The organism is Burkholderia sp. BCC1208, assembly GCF_902833095.1.
GTDB lineage: Bacteria > Pseudomonadota > Gammaproteobacteria > Burkholderiales > Burkholderiaceae > Burkholderia.
This window is the reverse complement of record NZ_CADFDY010000001.1, coordinates 56,054-71,035: the sequence shown is the minus strand read 5'-3', so window position 1 is coordinate 71,035 and position 14,982 is coordinate 56,054. Positions and strand designations below refer to the sequence as shown.

The 14,982-nt window shown below is 66.5% G+C and carries 15 protein-coding genes; 6 read left to right on the top strand and 9 right to left on the bottom strand.

What is annotated here, in order from left to right:
• Positions 1 to 38 precede the first annotated feature (38 nt).
• Positions 39 to 1,424 (bottom strand): amino acid permease, encoded by a 1,386-nt coding sequence (locus HWX09_RS00325; RefSeq protein ID WP_027782986.1) that lies wholly within the window; start codon positions 1,422 to 1,424, stop codon positions 39 to 41.
• A 319-nt stretch (positions 1,425 to 1,743) separates the two neighbouring features.
• On the opposite strand from HWX09_RS00325, the gene HWX09_RS00320 reads away from it, so the two are divergent.
• Positions 1,744 to 2,217, top strand: a complete 474-nt coding sequence (locus HWX09_RS00320; RefSeq protein ID WP_027782985.1) for an Lrp/AsnC family transcriptional regulator — start codon at positions 1,744 to 1,746, stop codon at positions 2,215 to 2,217.
• A 27-nt stretch (positions 2,218 to 2,244) separates the two neighbouring features.
• Here the strand turns inward: HWX09_RS00320 and HWX09_RS00315 are convergent, their stop codons facing one another.
• Positions 2,245 to 3,102 carry an EamA family transporter gene (locus HWX09_RS00315; protein WP_034185371.1) on the bottom strand — a complete coding sequence of 286 codons (858 nt, stop codon included), beginning with the start codon at positions 3,100 to 3,102 and terminating at the stop codon, positions 2,245 to 2,247.
• Positions 3,103 to 3,501: 399 nt separating this feature from the next.
• Here HWX09_RS00315 and HWX09_RS00310 point away from each other — a divergent pair, with 399 nt between their 5' ends.
• Both HWX09_RS00310 and HWX09_RS00305 read left to right on the top strand, forming a co-directional pair.
• Positions 3,502 to 5,175 (top strand): alkaline phosphatase family protein, encoded by a 1,674-nt coding sequence (locus tag HWX09_RS00310; protein ID WP_027782983.1) that lies wholly within the window; start codon positions 3,502 to 3,504, stop codon positions 5,173 to 5,175.
• A gap of 95 nt (positions 5,176 to 5,270) precedes the next feature.
• Complete coding sequence (locus HWX09_RS00305; protein WP_027782982.1) at positions 5,271 to 6,692, top strand: cytochrome c peroxidase; 1,422 nt, start codon at positions 5,271 to 5,273, stop codon at positions 6,690 to 6,692.
• A 24-nt stretch (positions 6,693 to 6,716) separates the two neighbouring features.
• Here HWX09_RS00305 and HWX09_RS00300 read toward each other — a convergent pair whose 3' ends face one another.
• From HWX09_RS00300 to HWX09_RS00280, 5 genes are all read right to left on the bottom strand, one after another.
• The gene (locus HWX09_RS00300) at positions 6,717 to 7,457 is read right to left on the bottom strand and encodes a class I SAM-dependent methyltransferase (RefSeq protein WP_027782981.1); all 741 of its coding nucleotides are present in this window, start codon (positions 7,455 to 7,457) and stop codon (positions 6,717 to 6,719) included.
• Between the two features lie 78 nt (positions 7,458 to 7,535).
• Entirely contained in the window at positions 7,536 to 8,846 is a 1,311-nt protein-coding gene (locus tag HWX09_RS00295) for an FAD-binding oxidoreductase (RefSeq protein WP_027782980.1), read from the bottom strand.
• Complete coding sequence (locus HWX09_RS00290) at positions 8,843 to 9,598, bottom strand: amino acid ABC transporter ATP-binding protein (protein ID WP_027782979.1); 756 nt, start codon at positions 9,596 to 9,598, stop codon at positions 8,843 to 8,845. The genes HWX09_RS00295 and HWX09_RS00290 overlap by 4 nt, the downstream gene beginning before the upstream one ends.
• Positions 9,595 to 10,251 carry an amino acid ABC transporter permease gene (locus HWX09_RS00285; RefSeq protein WP_027782978.1) on the bottom strand — a complete coding sequence of 219 codons (657 nt, stop codon included), beginning with the start codon at positions 10,249 to 10,251 and terminating at the stop codon, positions 9,595 to 9,597. The genes HWX09_RS00290 and HWX09_RS00285 overlap by 4 nt, the downstream gene beginning before the upstream one ends.
• Before the next feature lie 87 nt (positions 10,252 to 10,338).
• Positions 10,339 to 11,115: an ABC transporter substrate-binding protein gene (locus HWX09_RS00280; RefSeq protein ID WP_027782977.1), complete on the bottom strand. Its 777-nt coding sequence runs from the start codon at positions 11,113 to 11,115 to the stop codon at positions 10,339 to 10,341.
• A gap of 160 nt (positions 11,116 to 11,275) precedes the next feature.
• Here HWX09_RS00280 and HWX09_RS00275 point away from each other — a divergent pair, with 160 nt between their 5' ends.
• Positions 11,276 to 12,067 (top strand): IclR family transcriptional regulator, encoded by a 792-nt coding sequence (locus HWX09_RS00275; RefSeq protein ID WP_027782976.1) that lies wholly within the window; start codon positions 11,276 to 11,278, stop codon positions 12,065 to 12,067.
• 54 nt (positions 12,068 to 12,121) lie between these two features.
• On the opposite strand, the gene HWX09_RS00270 is transcribed toward HWX09_RS00275, so the two are convergent.
• Entirely contained in the window at positions 12,122 to 12,574 is a 453-nt protein-coding gene (locus tag HWX09_RS00270; RefSeq protein ID WP_027782975.1) for a type VI secretion system amidase immunity protein Tai4, read from the bottom strand.
• Positions 12,571 to 13,071 (bottom strand): type VI secretion system amidase effector protein Tae4, encoded by a 501-nt coding sequence (locus HWX09_RS00265; RefSeq protein WP_080681284.1) that lies wholly within the window; start codon positions 13,069 to 13,071, stop codon positions 12,571 to 12,573. Before HWX09_RS00265 ends, HWX09_RS00270 begins: the two co-directional genes overlap by 4 nt.
• Before the next feature lie 287 nt (positions 13,072 to 13,358).
• Between HWX09_RS00265 and HWX09_RS00260 the strand changes: the two genes are divergently transcribed.
• Both HWX09_RS00260 and HWX09_RS00255 read left to right on the top strand, forming a co-directional pair.
• Positions 13,359 to 14,069 (top strand): GntR family transcriptional regulator, encoded by a 711-nt coding sequence (locus tag HWX09_RS00260; RefSeq protein ID WP_027782974.1) that lies wholly within the window; start codon positions 13,359 to 13,361, stop codon positions 14,067 to 14,069.
• A 73-nt stretch (positions 14,070 to 14,142) separates the two neighbouring features.
• Complete coding sequence (locus HWX09_RS00255) at positions 14,143 to 14,949, top strand: SDR family oxidoreductase (protein WP_027782973.1); 807 nt, start codon at positions 14,143 to 14,145, stop codon at positions 14,947 to 14,949.
• The last annotated feature ends 33 nt before the right edge of the window (positions 14,950 to 14,982 follow it).

Sequence of the window (14,982 nt, the reverse complement as noted above, 5' to 3'; positions counted from 1 at the left end):
GTCGGTCTCGTTTGGAAGAAGGGTCGTCGTGGCCTGCGTCAGCGTGCGGAGGCGCCGTCGTGCACCGCAAAGCCCGCATTCTTCTGACGGAAGCGATACCCGATCGCGAGCACCGCGAGCCATACCGGGATCAGGTACACCGACAGGCGGAGATCCGGCGTCAGGTACATCACGACGAGAATGCCGGCCATGAATGCCAGGCACAGGTAATTCGTGAAAGGATAGCCCAGACTGCGGAAGGAAGTCTCCTCCCCGGCAGCACGCTTGGCCTGGCGGAACTTCAGGTGGATCAGGCTGATCATCGCCCAGTTGATGATCAGCGCCGACACGACGAGGCCCATCAGCACCTCGAACGCCTTGCCCGGCATGAAGTAGTTGACCAGCACGCACACGCCGGTCGCGAGCGCCGACGCGCCGAGCGCCGCGAGCGGGATGCCGCGCTTGTTCACCGAGCACAGCACCTTCGGCGCGTTGCCCTGCCGCGCGAGGCCGAACAGCATCCGGCTGTTGCAGTACACGCCGCTGTTGTAGACCGACAGCGCGGCCGTCAGCACGACGACGTTCAGCACGTTCGCGACCAGATTGCTGCTCAGCGCATGGAAAATCAGCACGAACGGGCTGCCGCCGCTGACGACCTTCTCCCACGGGTACAGCGACAGCAGCACGGCCAGTGCGCCGATGTAGAAAATCAGGATACGGTAGATGACCTGGTTGGTCGCGCGCGGGATGCTGCGCTTCGGATCGTCGGCCTCGGCCGCGGTGATGCCGACGAGCTCGAGCCCGCCGAACGAGAACATGATCGCGGCCATCGACATCACGAGGCCCGACACGCCGTTCGGGAAGAAGCCGCCGTGCTGCCACAGGTTCCGGACGGTCGCTTCCGGCCCTGCGTGACCGCTCGCGAGCAGCCAGCCGCCGAAGCCGATCATGCCGACGATCGCCGCGACCTTGATGATCGAGAACCAGAATTCCGTCTCGCCGTACGACTTCACGCTGGTGAGGTTGATCAGGTTGATGACGACGAAGAACACGAGCGCCGACACCCAGGTCGGCACGCCCGGCCACCAGTACTGCACGTAGATCCCGACGGCCGACAGTTCGGCCATGCTGACGAGGATGTACAGCACCCAGTAGTTCCAGCCGGACAGGAAGCCGGTGAAGTGGCCGAAGTACTTGTTCGCGAAATAGCTGAACGACCCCGCGACGGGCTCGTCGACGACCATCTCGCCGAGCTGGCGCATGATGAAGAACGCAACGATGCCGGCCACCGCATAGCCGAGCAGCACGGACGGGCCGGCCATCTTGATCGTCTGCGCGATGCCGAGGAACAGCCCCGTGCCGAGCGCGCCGCCGAGCGCGATCAGCTGGATGTGCCGGTTCTTCAGCCCGCGCTTCAGGCCGTCGCTCTCGTTTCCAGAAACCATGTCTTCTCCACTCTGTCCGCCTCCGCCGGAAGCGGTGCGGCGCGCCTCGGTGTGCCGGGCGCTGTTTTGCTGTGCCGGCGGCCGTTCGTGGAGCCGCCGGGTTGGGGACTGCAATCCTCGCGTGGCGGCATCCGATCCGCGTCGGCGTGCGGCCAGATCGACCGCCGACTCGTCCGCCCACGCCGCATTGCCGCGGCCGCACACGAAAATCCGGCGTCAGTTTAGCGTCGCGACGGCGAAATCGGGTTGCGTAACCCGCTCATGCAAACCCTACATTATGAGATAAGATTGCATCCAGGAGACAAATGAGGAAACAAAAATGCCTGAACCGGTTCTCGATCGCATCGATCGCCACTTGCTGTCGGTGTTGCAGGAGAACGGCCGCGCGTCGAATCTCGACCTGGCGAAAGCGGTCGGCCTGTCGCCCGCGCAGACGTTGCGACGCCACCGGCGGCTGGAGGAAATCGGCGCGATCCGCCGCTACGAAACGCGGCTGTGCCCTGATACGCTCGGGTTCGGCGTCACCGCGTTCGTGCACGTGACGATGGAGCGCGGGCATATCCGCGATTTGTCGAAATTCCAGAAACTCGTGTCGGATCTCGCGCAGATTCAGGAGTGTTTCTCGGTGACGGGCGACATCGACTATGTGCTGAAAGTCGTCGCGCACGATCTGAAAGGGTTGTCGCGATTCCTGCTCGAGACGCTGATGCGCATTCCCGGCGTGAGCGGCGTGCATTCGAGCGTGTGCCTCGACGAAATCAAGTGTACGAGTGCGATGCCGTTGGAAAGCTGACACGCCCGGCGCGCTGGGCCAATGCGTTCAGCTCACCGCCTCGAACGCACCGATCAACAACGCCCCCGCCGCGATCACCGCGCAACCGGCCGCCCGGCGCGGCGTCAGCCGCTCGCCGAGATAGACGCGCGCAATCAGCGCCGCGAACACCACGCTCGTCTCCCGCAGCGCCGACACCGGCCCCATCGGCGCGCGATCCATCGCCCAGATCACGATGCCGTATGCGAGCGCCGCGAACACGCCGCCGCAGGCGGCCTTCGCCGTCTCGCCGACATCCTGCGTCAACCGCAGCGGCCCCGCCCGCAGCCGGTGGTACGCGGCCATCATCGCACCCGTCAGCACGAACATCCACGCGGTATAGCCGACCGTGCTGCCGCTCTCGCGCACACCGATCCCGTCGACCACGCTGTACGCCGCGATCGACACGCCGGTCGCGACCGCGGTCGGCAGCACCTGCATCATCCGGTGTTTCGCGCCGCGTCCGCGCTCCAGCCCGATCGCCATGATGCCCGCGCAGATCAATACGAGCCCGCATTGCGCGCCGATGTTCAGACGCTCGCCCGCGAACGCCGCCGCGCCGAGCGTGACGAGCAGCGGCGCCGTGCCGCGTGCGACCGGATACGCGACGCTCAGGTCGCCGTGCTCGTACGCACGAACGAGCAGCAGCGTATAGACGACGTGGATCACGGCCGACGCGACGACGCAGAGCCAGCTCGCCGCCGCGATCGGCGCGGCAGCCGGCAGGAACAGCAGCGCGAACAGCCCGATCGCGATCTGCAGCACCGTGGCCGAGCGCAGCCGGTCGCCGCTGCTGCGCACCAGCGCATTCCATGCCGCGTGCAGGAACGCCGCGCACAGCACGGCGAACAGAACGGGAATCGGCACGCTGAAACCTCCCTGACGGTCAAGCTGCGCGATGCGCGGCAGGCGTTCATCGTATGAATGCGTCACCGGATTGTCAAAAAAGCGACTTGCGGTCCGCCGTAAAGGACTCGGCCGTCTGTTCCCAGTCGCCCGCCCCGCGCTGGGTGCGCCGCAAGCGGCCCGCACCCCGCGACATGTGACGCGGAGGTTGCCGGCGGTCCGCCCCTTACCGTTCTCTTTCGTATCGCACCGCGTCGTAATGAAATCGATACCGCAGCGCAACCATCGCGAAAACACTCCGTCCCCATATCTTCATACGCGGCTGTTCCAATGCGCGTGCCCCCTCACGAGCTCTGCGCCGAACCGACACGGCGACGGGGCCGTTCTCCACCATCGAAGGCCTTACCCTGGAGTTTCCCGATGTTCCGTCAAGCCTTGCTCGTCACTGCCTGCGCAGCCGCAGCGCTGGCGCTGTTCGCCTGCGGCGGCAGCGACGATTCCACGCCGACGCCCGCCGTGTCGTCGCAGGATGCGCTGCAGACCGCCACGCCGATCAAGCACGTCGTCGTGATCTACGGCGAAAACATCTCGTTCGACCACTACTTCGGCACCTACCCGAACGCGACGAACCCGTCGGGCGAACCGGCGTTCACCGCGAAATCCGGCACGCCGACGCCGAACGGCCTGACGGGCACGCTGCTCACCGCGAACCCGAACTTCACGAACACGGCCAACGGCACCGACGCGGCGAACCCGTTCCGCCTCGACCGCACGCAGGCCGCGACCGCCGACCAGAACCACGCGTACACCGCCGAACAGCAGGCCGAGGACAACGGCCTCGCGGACCTGTTCCCGAAGTACACGGGCAAGGGCTCGTCCGGCGGCGCCGGCGCGTTCGGCACGAAGGGTCAGGTGATGGGCTACTTCGACGGCAACACGGTGACCGCGCTGTGGAACTACGCGCAGCGCTTCGCGATGAGCGACAACACGTTCACGACGGTCTACGGCCCGTCGACGCCGGGCGCGCTGAACGTCGTGGCGGGGCAGACCAACGGGATGCAGATCGTCAAGACGTCGAAGCAGCCGTCGACGCTCGCCGCCACCTCGTACTACATCAACGACGGCCAGGGCGGCTTCACGATGATCAACGACGTCGACCCGGGCTTCGACGTGTGTTCGAGCACGACCGACCAGGCGATGATGACCGGCAAGAACATCGGCGACCTGCTGAACGCCGCGAAGATCACGTGGGGCGGCTTCATGGGCGGCTTCAACCTGGCGACGACGAACGGCAACGGCACGACGGGCTGCGCGCGCAGCACGGTCGCCACCGCCGTGAACGCCGCGACGTCCGACTACATCCCGCACCACAACTGGTTCCAGTACTACGCGTCGACCGCGAACCCGCAACACACGCGCCCGAGCTCGCTCGCGGCGATCGGTTCGAGCGTGGAGACCGACGGCAAGACGGCCGAACCGGCGAACCACCAGTACGACACGGACGACTTCTTCGCCGCCGTGAAGGCCGGCAACTTCCCGTCGGTCAGCTACCTGAAGGCGCCGGCCGCGCAGGACGGGCATGCGGGCTATTCGGATCCGCTCGACGAGCAGGCGTTCGTGACGAAGGTCGTCAACTTCCTGCAGCAGCAGCCGGACTGGCAGAACACGGCCGTGATCGTCACCTATGACGACTCGGACGGCTGGTACGACCACGTGTACACGCCGCCGACGCACGCATCGTCGGACCCGGTCGACCAGCTCAACGGCTCCGGCAAGTGCGGCACGGGCGGCTCCACCGGCGTGAACGGCGCGACCGTGAACGGCCGCTGCGGCCCGGGCGTGCGCATTCCGCTGGTCGTGATCTCGCCGTATGCGAAGCAGAACTACGTCGATCACACGATGCTCGACCAGTCTTCCGTCGTGCGCTTCATCGAGGACAACTGGCTCGGCGGCCAGCGTATCGGCGGCGGCTCGTTCGATGCGACGGCGGGCGACCTGCGCAACCTGTTCGACTTCTCGTCGAAGCCGAACACGACGCCGCTGTATCTCGACCCGACGCTCGGCACCGCGTTGAGCGCCGCACCGTCGATCTGACCGTCACGGCCTGACCGCATGGCCGGCGCATGATGCGCCGGCCGTTTCCATTTCTGCGCGCCGCTTCGTGCGACGCCCGTTTTTCGATCGACAGCATGAAAGCTCGCCCCGCGTTTCCGTCTCCCGATGCCTCCGGCACGCCCGCGCCGCGCGCCCCTTCCCGCCTGCTGCGCCGCGCGGCATTCGTGCTCGGTGCGGCCGTGATCGGCTATGGCGCGTTCGCTATCGCGTTTCCCGCGCGGGTACCGGCGGCGATCGGCACCGTGGTCGCCGACTGGACCGGCGCGAACCCGCATCCGGTCGTACTGCAACGGCCCGCCGCGCAGCCGCTGTCGGCGGTCGCGCAGCTCGGGCGCGCGCTGTTCCACGATCCGTCGCTGTCGGCGTCGGGCAAGCAGTCGTGCGCGTCGTGCCACAGCCCCGATCATGCATACGGCCCGCCGAATGCGCTCGACGTGCAGCCGGGCGGCCTCGCGATGGCGCAGCAGGGCTATCGTCCGCCGCCGTCGCTGATGTATCTGTACCGCCAGCCGAATTTCAGCATCGGCCCCGATGCCGGTGAAAACGACGCCGCGCCGAGCGTCGCCCAACAGGCCACGGCGGCGGCCGGCGTCGTCAAGGCGCAGAAGGTGGCCGGCACGTCGGCCGCGCCGCAGCTCGTGCCGCAGGGCGGGATGTTCTGGGACGGTCGCGCCGATACGCTGCAGCAACAGGCGTTCGGCCCCCTGCTGAATCCGGTCGAGATGGCCAACGCGAGCGTCGACGACGTCGCGCACAAGCTCGCGCAATCGTCGCATCGCGCGCAACTGGAACAATTGTTCGGCGCGCGCGTGTTCGACAGCTCGCAGCTCGCGGTGTCGGAGGCGATGTTCGCCATCGCGCGCTATCAGGTCGAGGATCCGTCGTTCCATCCGTACGACAGCAAGTACGACCGCTGGCTCGAAGGCCGTGCGCGTCTCACGCAGGCCGAACTGCGCGGGCTGCGCCTGTTCAACGATCCGGACAAGGCGAATTGCGCGGGTTGCCACTTGTCGAAACCCGGCAAGGACGGGCTGCCGCCGATGTTTACCGATTACCAGTACGAGGCGCTCGGCGCGCCGCGCAACCGCGCGCTCGCGCAGAACCGCAACCCCGCGTTCTACGATCTCGGCGTGTGCGGGCCGTTCCGCGACGACCTGAAGGACCAGACGCAGTACTGCGGAATGTTCCTGACGCCGACGCTACGCAATGCGGCGACGCGCCACGTGTTCTTCCACAACGGCGTGTTCCATACCCTCGACCAGGTGATGGCGTTCTACAACGAGCGCAGCATCTCGCCGCAGAAGTTTTATTCGCGCGGCGCGGACGGCAAGGTGGACGAATACGACGACATTCCGCCGAGATATCGCGCGAACGTCGACGTGACCGATGCGCCTTTCGATCGCAAGCCCGGCGACAAGCCCGCGATGACGGCGCAGGACATCAAGGATATCGAAGCGTTTCTCGGCACGCTGACGGACGCGCCGGCGCAACACTGAGTACCTGCAAGGCGTCGTGCCGCGTCAGCGACGCGCGCGAATGCACAGAAAGGCCGGCGCCAGCGACAGCTCCGCATGGAGCCGTTCCGACACGGCTTTCATCTCGGGCAGCGGTGTCGGTTCGACGAAGCGGTCGAGCCGCCAGCCGCCGTCGGCGAGCGCATTCAGGATGTCGGCAAGCGGCCGCCGCCACGCTTCGACGTACGGCCTCGGCTCGCCGAACCCCGACCAGTGGAAACCGAAACGGGACGTGTCGAAGTACGTGCCCTCCCCGCGCGTGCGTTCGTCCATCCAGTCGCGCATCGGATGCGCCATCGAGAACACGAGCGTTCCCCCCGGACGCGCGACGCGTCTGAATTCGCGCAGCGTCGGCGCGAGATCGCGCACGTAGTCGAGCGCGAGCGAGCACAGGACCTTGTCGACCGACGCGTCGGGCAGCCACGCGAGCGGCGCCTCCAAGTCGCCTTCCCTGACGTCGACCGCCAGCCCGGCGCAGCGCGTTCGCGCGAGCGCGATCATCTCCGGCGTCACGTCGAACGCATGCACGATCGCACCGTGGCCAGCGAGATGCGCGCTGCAGATGCCGGGCCCGCAGCCGGCGTCGAGCACCGTCAGGCCGTCGACGTCGCCGAGCAGTGCCAGGGTCGCCGGACGCTCGTAGAGCGCGTTGTGCGCCTTCGTCGGCGCGATGTCCGCATAGCGTTGCGCGAAGCTCGCGTAAGCGCGGCGGCCGGATGGTTCGTTCGGTTCGTTCGGTTCGGTCATGCGGCATCCGTCGGTCGAAACTGGGCAGGCCGATTCTGCCCGATCGGAATGCGGATGGCGACTGCCGTCGCGGCTGCGTCAGGACAGGCTGTCGAGCAACCGATACCAGGCGACCCCGGCCGCGATATAGAAGCGTTGCAGCCCGTGCAACGGAATCGGCCGGATCGGCGTGACGCGGAACGGCAGCGGCAGTTGCGCATCGCCCGACAGATGCGCGGCCAGATGCTTGCCGAGCGTCGTCGCCATCGCGATGCCGCGACCGTTGTAGCCGAGTGCGATCGTCACGCCCGGCGCGGGCTCGTGTACGTGCGGCAGGAAATCCGCGGTGATCGCGACGCGGCCTGCCCAGCGGTATTCGAACCGGACACCCTTCAGTTGCGGATACAACAGCGTCGTCGCGCGTTCGAGATGGCGCCAGTCGCCCGGCGCGCGAGGTTCGGCGAACGGGCCGCGGCCGCCCATCAGCAGGCGCCCGGCCGCGTCACGGCGGAAGTACAGCAATAGACGCCGCGCATCCGATGCGACCTCGCCGCCGGCGAGGATGTCGCGACCGAGATCCGGCGCGAGCGGTTGCGTCGCGACGATGAAACTGTTCGCGGCGATCACCGACTGGCGCAAGCCGGGCCACAGCCCGTCCGTGTAGCCGTTGGTCGCGATCACGACGCGCTCCGCCGACAGCGTCGCGCCGCCGGACGTCGCGATCCGCCAGCGGCCGTCGGCGCGCGTCAGCCCGACGGCCCGGGTCAACCCGTGCACGACCGCCCCGCTCGCCTGTGCGGCGCGCACGAGGCCGCGCGTATAGCTGAGCGGCTGCACGCTGCCCGCGCGGCGATCGATCCAGCCGCCCGCATACGCTGGCGTGCCGAGCCGCCGCGCGACGTCATCGCGGTCGAGCACGTCGACCGGCGCGCCGCGCGCGGCCCACTGCTGCGCACGGCGGGCAACCGTGTCGAGCATCGCGGCGGTCGGCGCCGGCTGGATCCAGCCCTGGCGACGCGCATCGCAGTCGATCGCGTGCCGCTCGATCAGGTCGAACACCGTGTCGGCCGCGCCGCCGACGATGCCGGCAAGCTGCTCGCCGGCCTCGTCGCCGAACCGGCGGACGAGTTCGTCCGGGTCGTATTTCAGCCCGGGGATCACTTGCCCGCCGTTGCGGCCCGATGCGCCCCAGCCCGGCTGCGCGCCGTCGATCACGCGGACGTTCACGCCGCGTTCGGCCAGGTGAAGCGCGGTCGACAGGCCCGTGAAGCCGGCGCCGACGATCGCCACGTCGCATGACGTGGACGCATCGAGCGCGGGCGTATCGGGCGCCGGCGCGGCGGTCGCCGCCCACAGCGAATCCGGCCACGGCGAGTCTGGCCATGCGGGTGCCGCGTTCGTTGCGCTCATGTTCGATCCGGGTTGTCGGCACCGTCCGACACCAGCAGACGGCGCAGGAATTCCTGCGTGCGGGGATGGGTCGGCTGCGTGAGCACGATGCGCGCCGGTCCGCTTTCGCAGATGGTGCCGTCGTGCAGGAAGCACACGCGGTCGGCCACCTCGCGCGCGAATGCCATTTCGTGCGTGACGACCACCATGGTCATTCCGTCGCGGGCGAGCCCGCGCATCACGCCGAGCACTTCGCCGACGAGCTCGGGGTCGAGCGCCGACGTCGGCTCGTCGAACAGGATCGCCTGCGGCTCCATCGCGAGCGCGCGTGCGATCGCGACGCGCTGCTGCTGCCCGCCAGACAGCTCGGACGGATACGCATTCATCCGGTGCGCGAGTCCGACCTTGTCGAGCAGCGCGCGGGCCTGCTCGCGCGCCTGCGCGGCCGGCATGCGCCGCACGTGCACGGGCCCTTCCATCACGTTCTCGAGCGCCGTGCGGTGCGCGAACAGGTTGAAGCGCTGGAACACCATGCCGACCCGCATTCGCAGCTCGTGGATCCGCTTCGAATGCGCATCGACCTTCACGCCGTCGATCGTGATCGACCCTTCGTCGTAGGTCTCGAAGCCGTTGATACAGCGCAGCACGGTCGACTTGCCGGACCCGGACGGCCCGATCAGGCATACGACCTCACCCGGCTGCACGTCGAGGCTCACGCCCTTCAGTACCGCGTGTTGCTGGAAGCGTTTGTGTATCGAATCGATCAGGATCATGCGCCTCTCCTCAGGGCGAGCCGCTTGCCGAGCCGGTTCACGCCGAACATCAGCGGCAGGCCGAGCGCGAGATACAGCAGCGCGACGAGCGTGTAGACGCTCATGTTCTGGAACGTCGACGACGCAATCAGCTGGCCGGCGCGCGTGATTTCCGCGACGGTGATCGTCGACGCGACCGACGAATCCTTCAGCAGCATCACCAGCGTGTTGCCGTACGGCGGCAGCGCGATGCGGAACGCCTGCGGCAGCACCACGCGCCGCATGATCATCGGACCGCGCATGCCGATCGCGTGCGCGGCCTCGATCTGGCCGCGGTCGATCGCCTCGATGCCCGCGCGGAAGTTCTCGGCTTGATATGCCGAATACGCGATGCCGAGGCCGAGCACGCCGGCCTGGAACGCCGACAGTTGCACGCCGAGATCGGGCAGCACGAAGTACATGTAGAACAGTTGCACGATGATCGGCAGCCCGCGGATCACGTTGACGATCGTGCTGCCGGCCGTCGATATCGCACGATTGCGCGACACCTTCAGCAACGCGAGGATCAGCCCGAGCACGGAGCTGAGCACGAACGCGCATGCCGTGATCTCGATCGTGACCACCGCGCCCTTCAGCAGGATCGGCAGGAAATCGATCGCGTTCTGAAAAAACATGAGGTCTCCTATGCGACGTCCTGACGGCTCGCCGCGATGGATGCCCGCACGCACGGGCGATGTCGGCCGGGAATCGCGCGACGGCGCTCAGCTCATATGCCACTTCTGCAGGATCTGCTGCAACGTGCCGTCGCCCTTCATCTTGCGGATCGCGCCGTTGAGCTGTTCGAGCGTCACGGTGTCGCCCTTGCGCACGATGAAGCAAACCTGCCCCGTCACGACGCTCTGGTATTCGGGCACGAGCCGCACCTGGCGATTGACGCCGTGCTCGATCTGGTACGCGACGATCGGCTGATCGGCGAAGCCGGCCTTGATACGCCCGAGCGCGACGTCGCGCATGATGTCGGCGATCGAATCGTAGGTCCGGACTTCCTTGAAGATGCCCTTCTTGTTGAGCGCGTCGACGAACGCCGTGCCGACCTGCGCGCCGACCACCTGCCCCTTGAAATCGTCCATCGACGTATAGCGGCCCGGGTCGTCGGCCTTCACGATCAGGCCTTCGCCGAACATGTAGACGGTGTCGGAGAAATCGACGACCTGCTGACGCGCCGCCGTCTTCAGCATCGCGGCCGAAATGATGTCGATCTTCTGCGTGGTGAGTGACGGGATCAGCGCCGAGAACACGGTCTGCTGCACGTCGACGCGAAACCCGGCCGACTTCCCGGCCGCGGTGATCGCATCGACCATCATCCCCTGGATCGAATTGCTCTTGACGTCGAGAAACGTGAACGGCACGCCGGTGGCCGTCGCCCCGACCTTCAGCGTCGGCTCGGCCGCAACGGCGCTCGCCGAAGCCGTGGAGAGTGCAATACAGGCGGCGAAACCGGCGGCCAGTGCGCCGAACCGCTTGATGAACGAAACCATGTTGTCTCCTTCTCGAATAACCCGGTGCGCCGGCCGGTCGCTGATCGACACCGCGACGATGACTCGATCTTAAAACGAATCAAGAATATCGCAAATAGATTTTTGCGTATCGATATTCGATACGATATGATGCGATATCGAATCGATCCCGCCCCTCGCCATGGAAACGTCACCCGATCAATCAACCGATCTGCTCTTCAACCAGTCGCTGGAAAAAGGACTCAACGTGCTGCGTGCATTCAGCGCGAAGCGGCGCACGATGACGCTGGCGGAAGTGGCCGACGCGGCGGGGATGACGAAAAGCTCCGCGCAGCGGATGGTCTATACGCTCGAGAAGCTCGGCTACCTCCGCAAGCATCCGGTCACGCGGCGGTACCAGCTCACGCCGCACGTGATGCGGATCGGCTTCAACTATCTCGCGGCGGATACGTTGATCGACGTCGCGAATCCGTTCCTGTCCGAGCTCACGAACCTGACCGGCGAAACCACCAACCTCACCGAGCCGGACGAGGACGAAATGGTGTACGTCGCGCGTTTCGTGTCGACGAAGTTCGTGCCGATCCACATGCCGATCGGTAGCCGTATCCCGATGTACTGCACCGGCTCCGGCCGCGCGTTCCTGAGCGCGTTGCCGCCCGGCGACGCGCGCGCGCGGCTCGACGGCATGGTGCGCACGCCGCATACGCCGCGCACGGTCACGGCGCTCGACGATCTCGTCGCGCTGCTCGACAGTGCACGACGCGAAGGCTACGCGACCAACCAGGAAGAACTGTTCATCGGCGACATGTCGATTGCGGCGCCCGTGCTCGGCAGTCAGGGGCAGCCCGTCGCGGCCGTGCACGTGGTCGCGCCGACGAGCCGCTGGACGTTCGACGATGCGCGCCGCAAGCTCGCGCCGGCGGTGATCGACTGCGCGCGCGGCATCAGCAATTCGATCAGAACGCTTGAATAGCGTCGATGAAATGGCACACGGCGCGCCGCTGCATCGCGCAACGGCGTTTGATCGCTACCGCGGCTTTGGCGAATGCTCGGTCCGATAGGTACTGTTCGGGTGCAATACGAGGCGCTTCGCCGCGGCGTCCAGTTCCTTGCCGTGATATAGATCGATGCACTTCAGGAAGTCGAACTTCACGTCCCTCACTTCCGCATCGACAACCGGATTGCGATAGTCGCGAGCGAGATACTTCGCGACCAGCGCGCGAATGACGTCCGGCGCATGTTCCATGTCGTAGTAGGTCCAGTCGCGCAACGCACTGGTACTGCTGCCGATGTCCTTGCTCACGCCCGACGCCGGGGTGTAAGCGGTCGCCAGACACTCGGCCAGCACCATGTCCTTGAAGTTCTGGAGGTACGTGCGTGAGCCGGCCTGCGGCGACGTTTGTGCGGCGTCCTTCGCCATAACCATCGCCGGTTGAAGCGCGATGCACGCCAACACGGCAGCGATCCGGGCTCCCCTCATGACAGGCTCCAGAAATTTGCGCGATCGGTACGATACCGCGCGCCCGGTTCGTTGAAGTAGCAATGGTCGTAACACGTCCGCCCGTTGAACAGCGTGGCGTGGCCCTGCGCATCGCTCCACCCCGACACCTCGAACAGGATGACACCCTGTCGATCTGCAAGTGGCCCTCCGTTCGACGGCGGGAATTCGACACGCTCTGCCTTTCCCCATCGTTGCTCGAGAAAACGAATCAAGTCCCTGACACGAAAGAAGTATTGCCGATTGTCTCTGCCCGACACCGTTTGCCCGGGAATTCGAGGCATCACCATGCCGGCTTCGCCGAGGATATAACTCATCCTCACCGCGCAGGTATTGCTCCATCGCTCCGTCGGACTCGGATTGTTGACGTTCTTCTCGACGTATCCACCTATCACTTTCGCCACGCGCTCACCGGAATGTGCCGGGTCGTAGATTCGCTGAGATGCCGCCCACGCAACGGCAAATGACGGTCGTTTCACCTTGACTCCTTGTTGTTGGAATGAATTCGACTCGAGGAACCGCATCGAAGACTGGCAACGGCTCATGTGCTCCGACTACCTTCGAATCCATCGAATCAGTGCGTCATGATGCGCGACCCGAAAGTATTTTGTAATGACAGAGACTTCCGGACGCCGATCCTCCTTCTATTGCACCCCCTGGTTTTCCCCAACCCCGTCCGACTTGACTGCGCTGCGCCGATCGTCAAAACTTCGCACATCGTCAGTGTGATCACAGATCGCAGATCAAACCCAGGAGAATCCCCGCCTTGCCGCCTCGTATCGTCCCGCCCGCACTGAAAGTCATCGAACAGGAAACGATGGCCGACAAGGTCTACCAGCAACTGCGCGAAGCGCTGATGAGCGGGCGCTTCGCGCCTGGCCAGGCGCTGAGCCTGCGCAGCGTCGCCGAGGCCGTCGGCTCGTCGACGATGCCCGTGCGTGCCGCGCTCACGCGGCTGCGCGCCGAACGCGCACTGGTCGACGGTCCGAATCGGGCGCTCGTCGTCCCGCCGATGACGCTCGACATGCTCGACGAACTGCGCGACGTGCGGATCGCGCTCGAAGGCTGCATCGCCGAGCGCGCGTGCGCACGGATGACCGATGCGCAAATCGCGGCCGTGCGCAAGACCTGCGAGACGATGCAGGCGCACGTCGAGGCCGGCCGCTCGCGCGCCTACCTGCAAAGCAATTTCGCGTTCCACAGCGCGATCTACGCGCACGGCGCCAGCGAAAACACGCTCGCGATTGTCGAGAACCTGTGGATGCGCGTCGGCCCGTTCCTCAACATGGTCGCGCTCGACATCCCGCACATGCGGCGCTCGATGGATGCGCACCGCGCGATCGTCGATGCGCTCGAACGGCGCGACGGCACGGGCGTGCGGGCCGGCATCGCGCTCGACATCGGCGGCGCCGCGCACGATCTCGCCGAGACGCTGCGGGCCGAACAGACGCCGCGAACCGTGAACGCGAAGCCGTAGCGGCCGCTTGCCACGGCCGTCCCTTTCATGAGCGGCCGCAATCCCACTAGATCAACGATGGAGACAACCCGGCATGACAGCTTCCGACCTGCTGAAACCCTATGACGGCCTGCGCGTTCTCGTGACGGGCGGCGCGTCGGGCATCGGCCTCGAAATCGCCGACGCGTTCGCCGAATGCGGCGCGCGCGTGCACGTGTGCGACGCGTCGCAAGCCGCGATCGCGGCGCTCGCCGACCGGCCGCCGCGTGCCGGGGCCGACGCGATCGGTGCGACGCTGGCCGACGTATCGGACCCGGCCGCCGTCGAGCGCGTGTTCGCCGACGTATCGACCCGGCTCGGCGGCCTCGACGTGCTGGTCAACAACGCGGGCATCGCCGGGCCGACCGGCGGTATCGACGAAATCGATCCCGTTCAATGGGAACAAACGGTCGCGATCAATCTGACCGCGCAATTCCAGTTCGCGCGCCGCGCGGTGCCGCTGCTGCGCGAGTCGAAACACGGCGGCGCGATCATTGCGCTGTCGTCGGTCGCCGGCCGGCTCGGCTACGCGTTCCGCACGCCGTATGCGGCCACCAAATGGGCGGTGGTCGGCCTCGTGAAGAGCCTCGCGATCGAACTCGGGCCGCAGGGCATCCGCGTGAACGCGATCCAGCCCGGCATCGTGCGCGGCCCGCGGATGCGCCGCGTGATCGAGGCACGCGCGCAGCAGCTCGGCATCGGCTACGACGAGATGGAGAAGCGCTATCTCGAGAAGATCTCGCTGCGGCGCATGACCGATCCGGCCGAGATCGCCGCGACCGCACTGTTCCTGTGCTCGCCGGGCGGACACGGGATCACCGGGCAGGCGATCTCCGTCTGCGGCAACGTCGAAGTGCTCTGACGCCTCCTGCATCGCTCATCGAAAGGAATCCAT

Excerpts from the sequence above, each read along its gene's own strand:
- HWX09_RS00325 (WP_027782986.1), bottom strand. The coding sequence starts at position 1,424 with ATGGTTTCTGGAAACGAGAGCGACGGCCTGAAGCGCGGGCTGAAGAAC.
- HWX09_RS00320 (WP_027782985.1), top strand. The coding sequence starts at position 1,744 with ATGCCTGAACCGGTTCTCGATCGCATCGATCGCCACTTGCTGTCGGTG.
- HWX09_RS00310 (WP_027782983.1), top strand. The coding sequence starts at position 3,502 with ATGTTCCGTCAAGCCTTGCTCGTCACTGCCTGCGCAGCCGCAGCGCTG.
- HWX09_RS00305 (WP_027782982.1), top strand. The coding sequence starts at position 5,271 with ATGAAAGCTCGCCCCGCGTTTCCGTCTCCCGATGCCTCCGGCACGCCC.
- HWX09_RS00300 (WP_027782981.1), bottom strand. The coding sequence starts at position 7,457 with ATGACCGAACCGAACGAACCGAACGAACCATCCGGCCGCCGCGCTTAC.
- HWX09_RS00295 (WP_027782980.1), bottom strand. The coding sequence starts at position 8,846 with ATGAGCGCAACGAACGCGGCACCCGCATGGCCAGACTCGCCGTGGCCG.
- HWX09_RS00290 (WP_027782979.1), bottom strand. The coding sequence starts at position 9,598 with ATGATCCTGATCGATTCGATACACAAACGCTTCCAGCAACACGCGGTA.
- HWX09_RS00285 (WP_027782978.1), bottom strand. The coding sequence starts at position 10,251 with ATGTTTTTTCAGAACGCGATCGATTTCCTGCCGATCCTGCTGAAGGGC.
- HWX09_RS00280 (WP_027782977.1), bottom strand. The coding sequence starts at position 11,115 with ATGGTTTCGTTCATCAAGCGGTTCGGCGCACTGGCCGCCGGTTTCGCC.
- HWX09_RS00275 (WP_027782976.1), top strand. The coding sequence starts at position 11,276 with ATGGAAACGTCACCCGATCAATCAACCGATCTGCTCTTCAACCAGTCG.
- HWX09_RS00270 (WP_027782975.1), bottom strand. The coding sequence starts at position 12,574 with ATGAGGGGAGCCCGGATCGCTGCCGTGTTGGCGTGCATCGCGCTTCAA.
- HWX09_RS00255 (WP_027782973.1), top strand. The coding sequence starts at position 14,143 with ATGACAGCTTCCGACCTGCTGAAACCCTATGACGGCCTGCGCGTTCTC.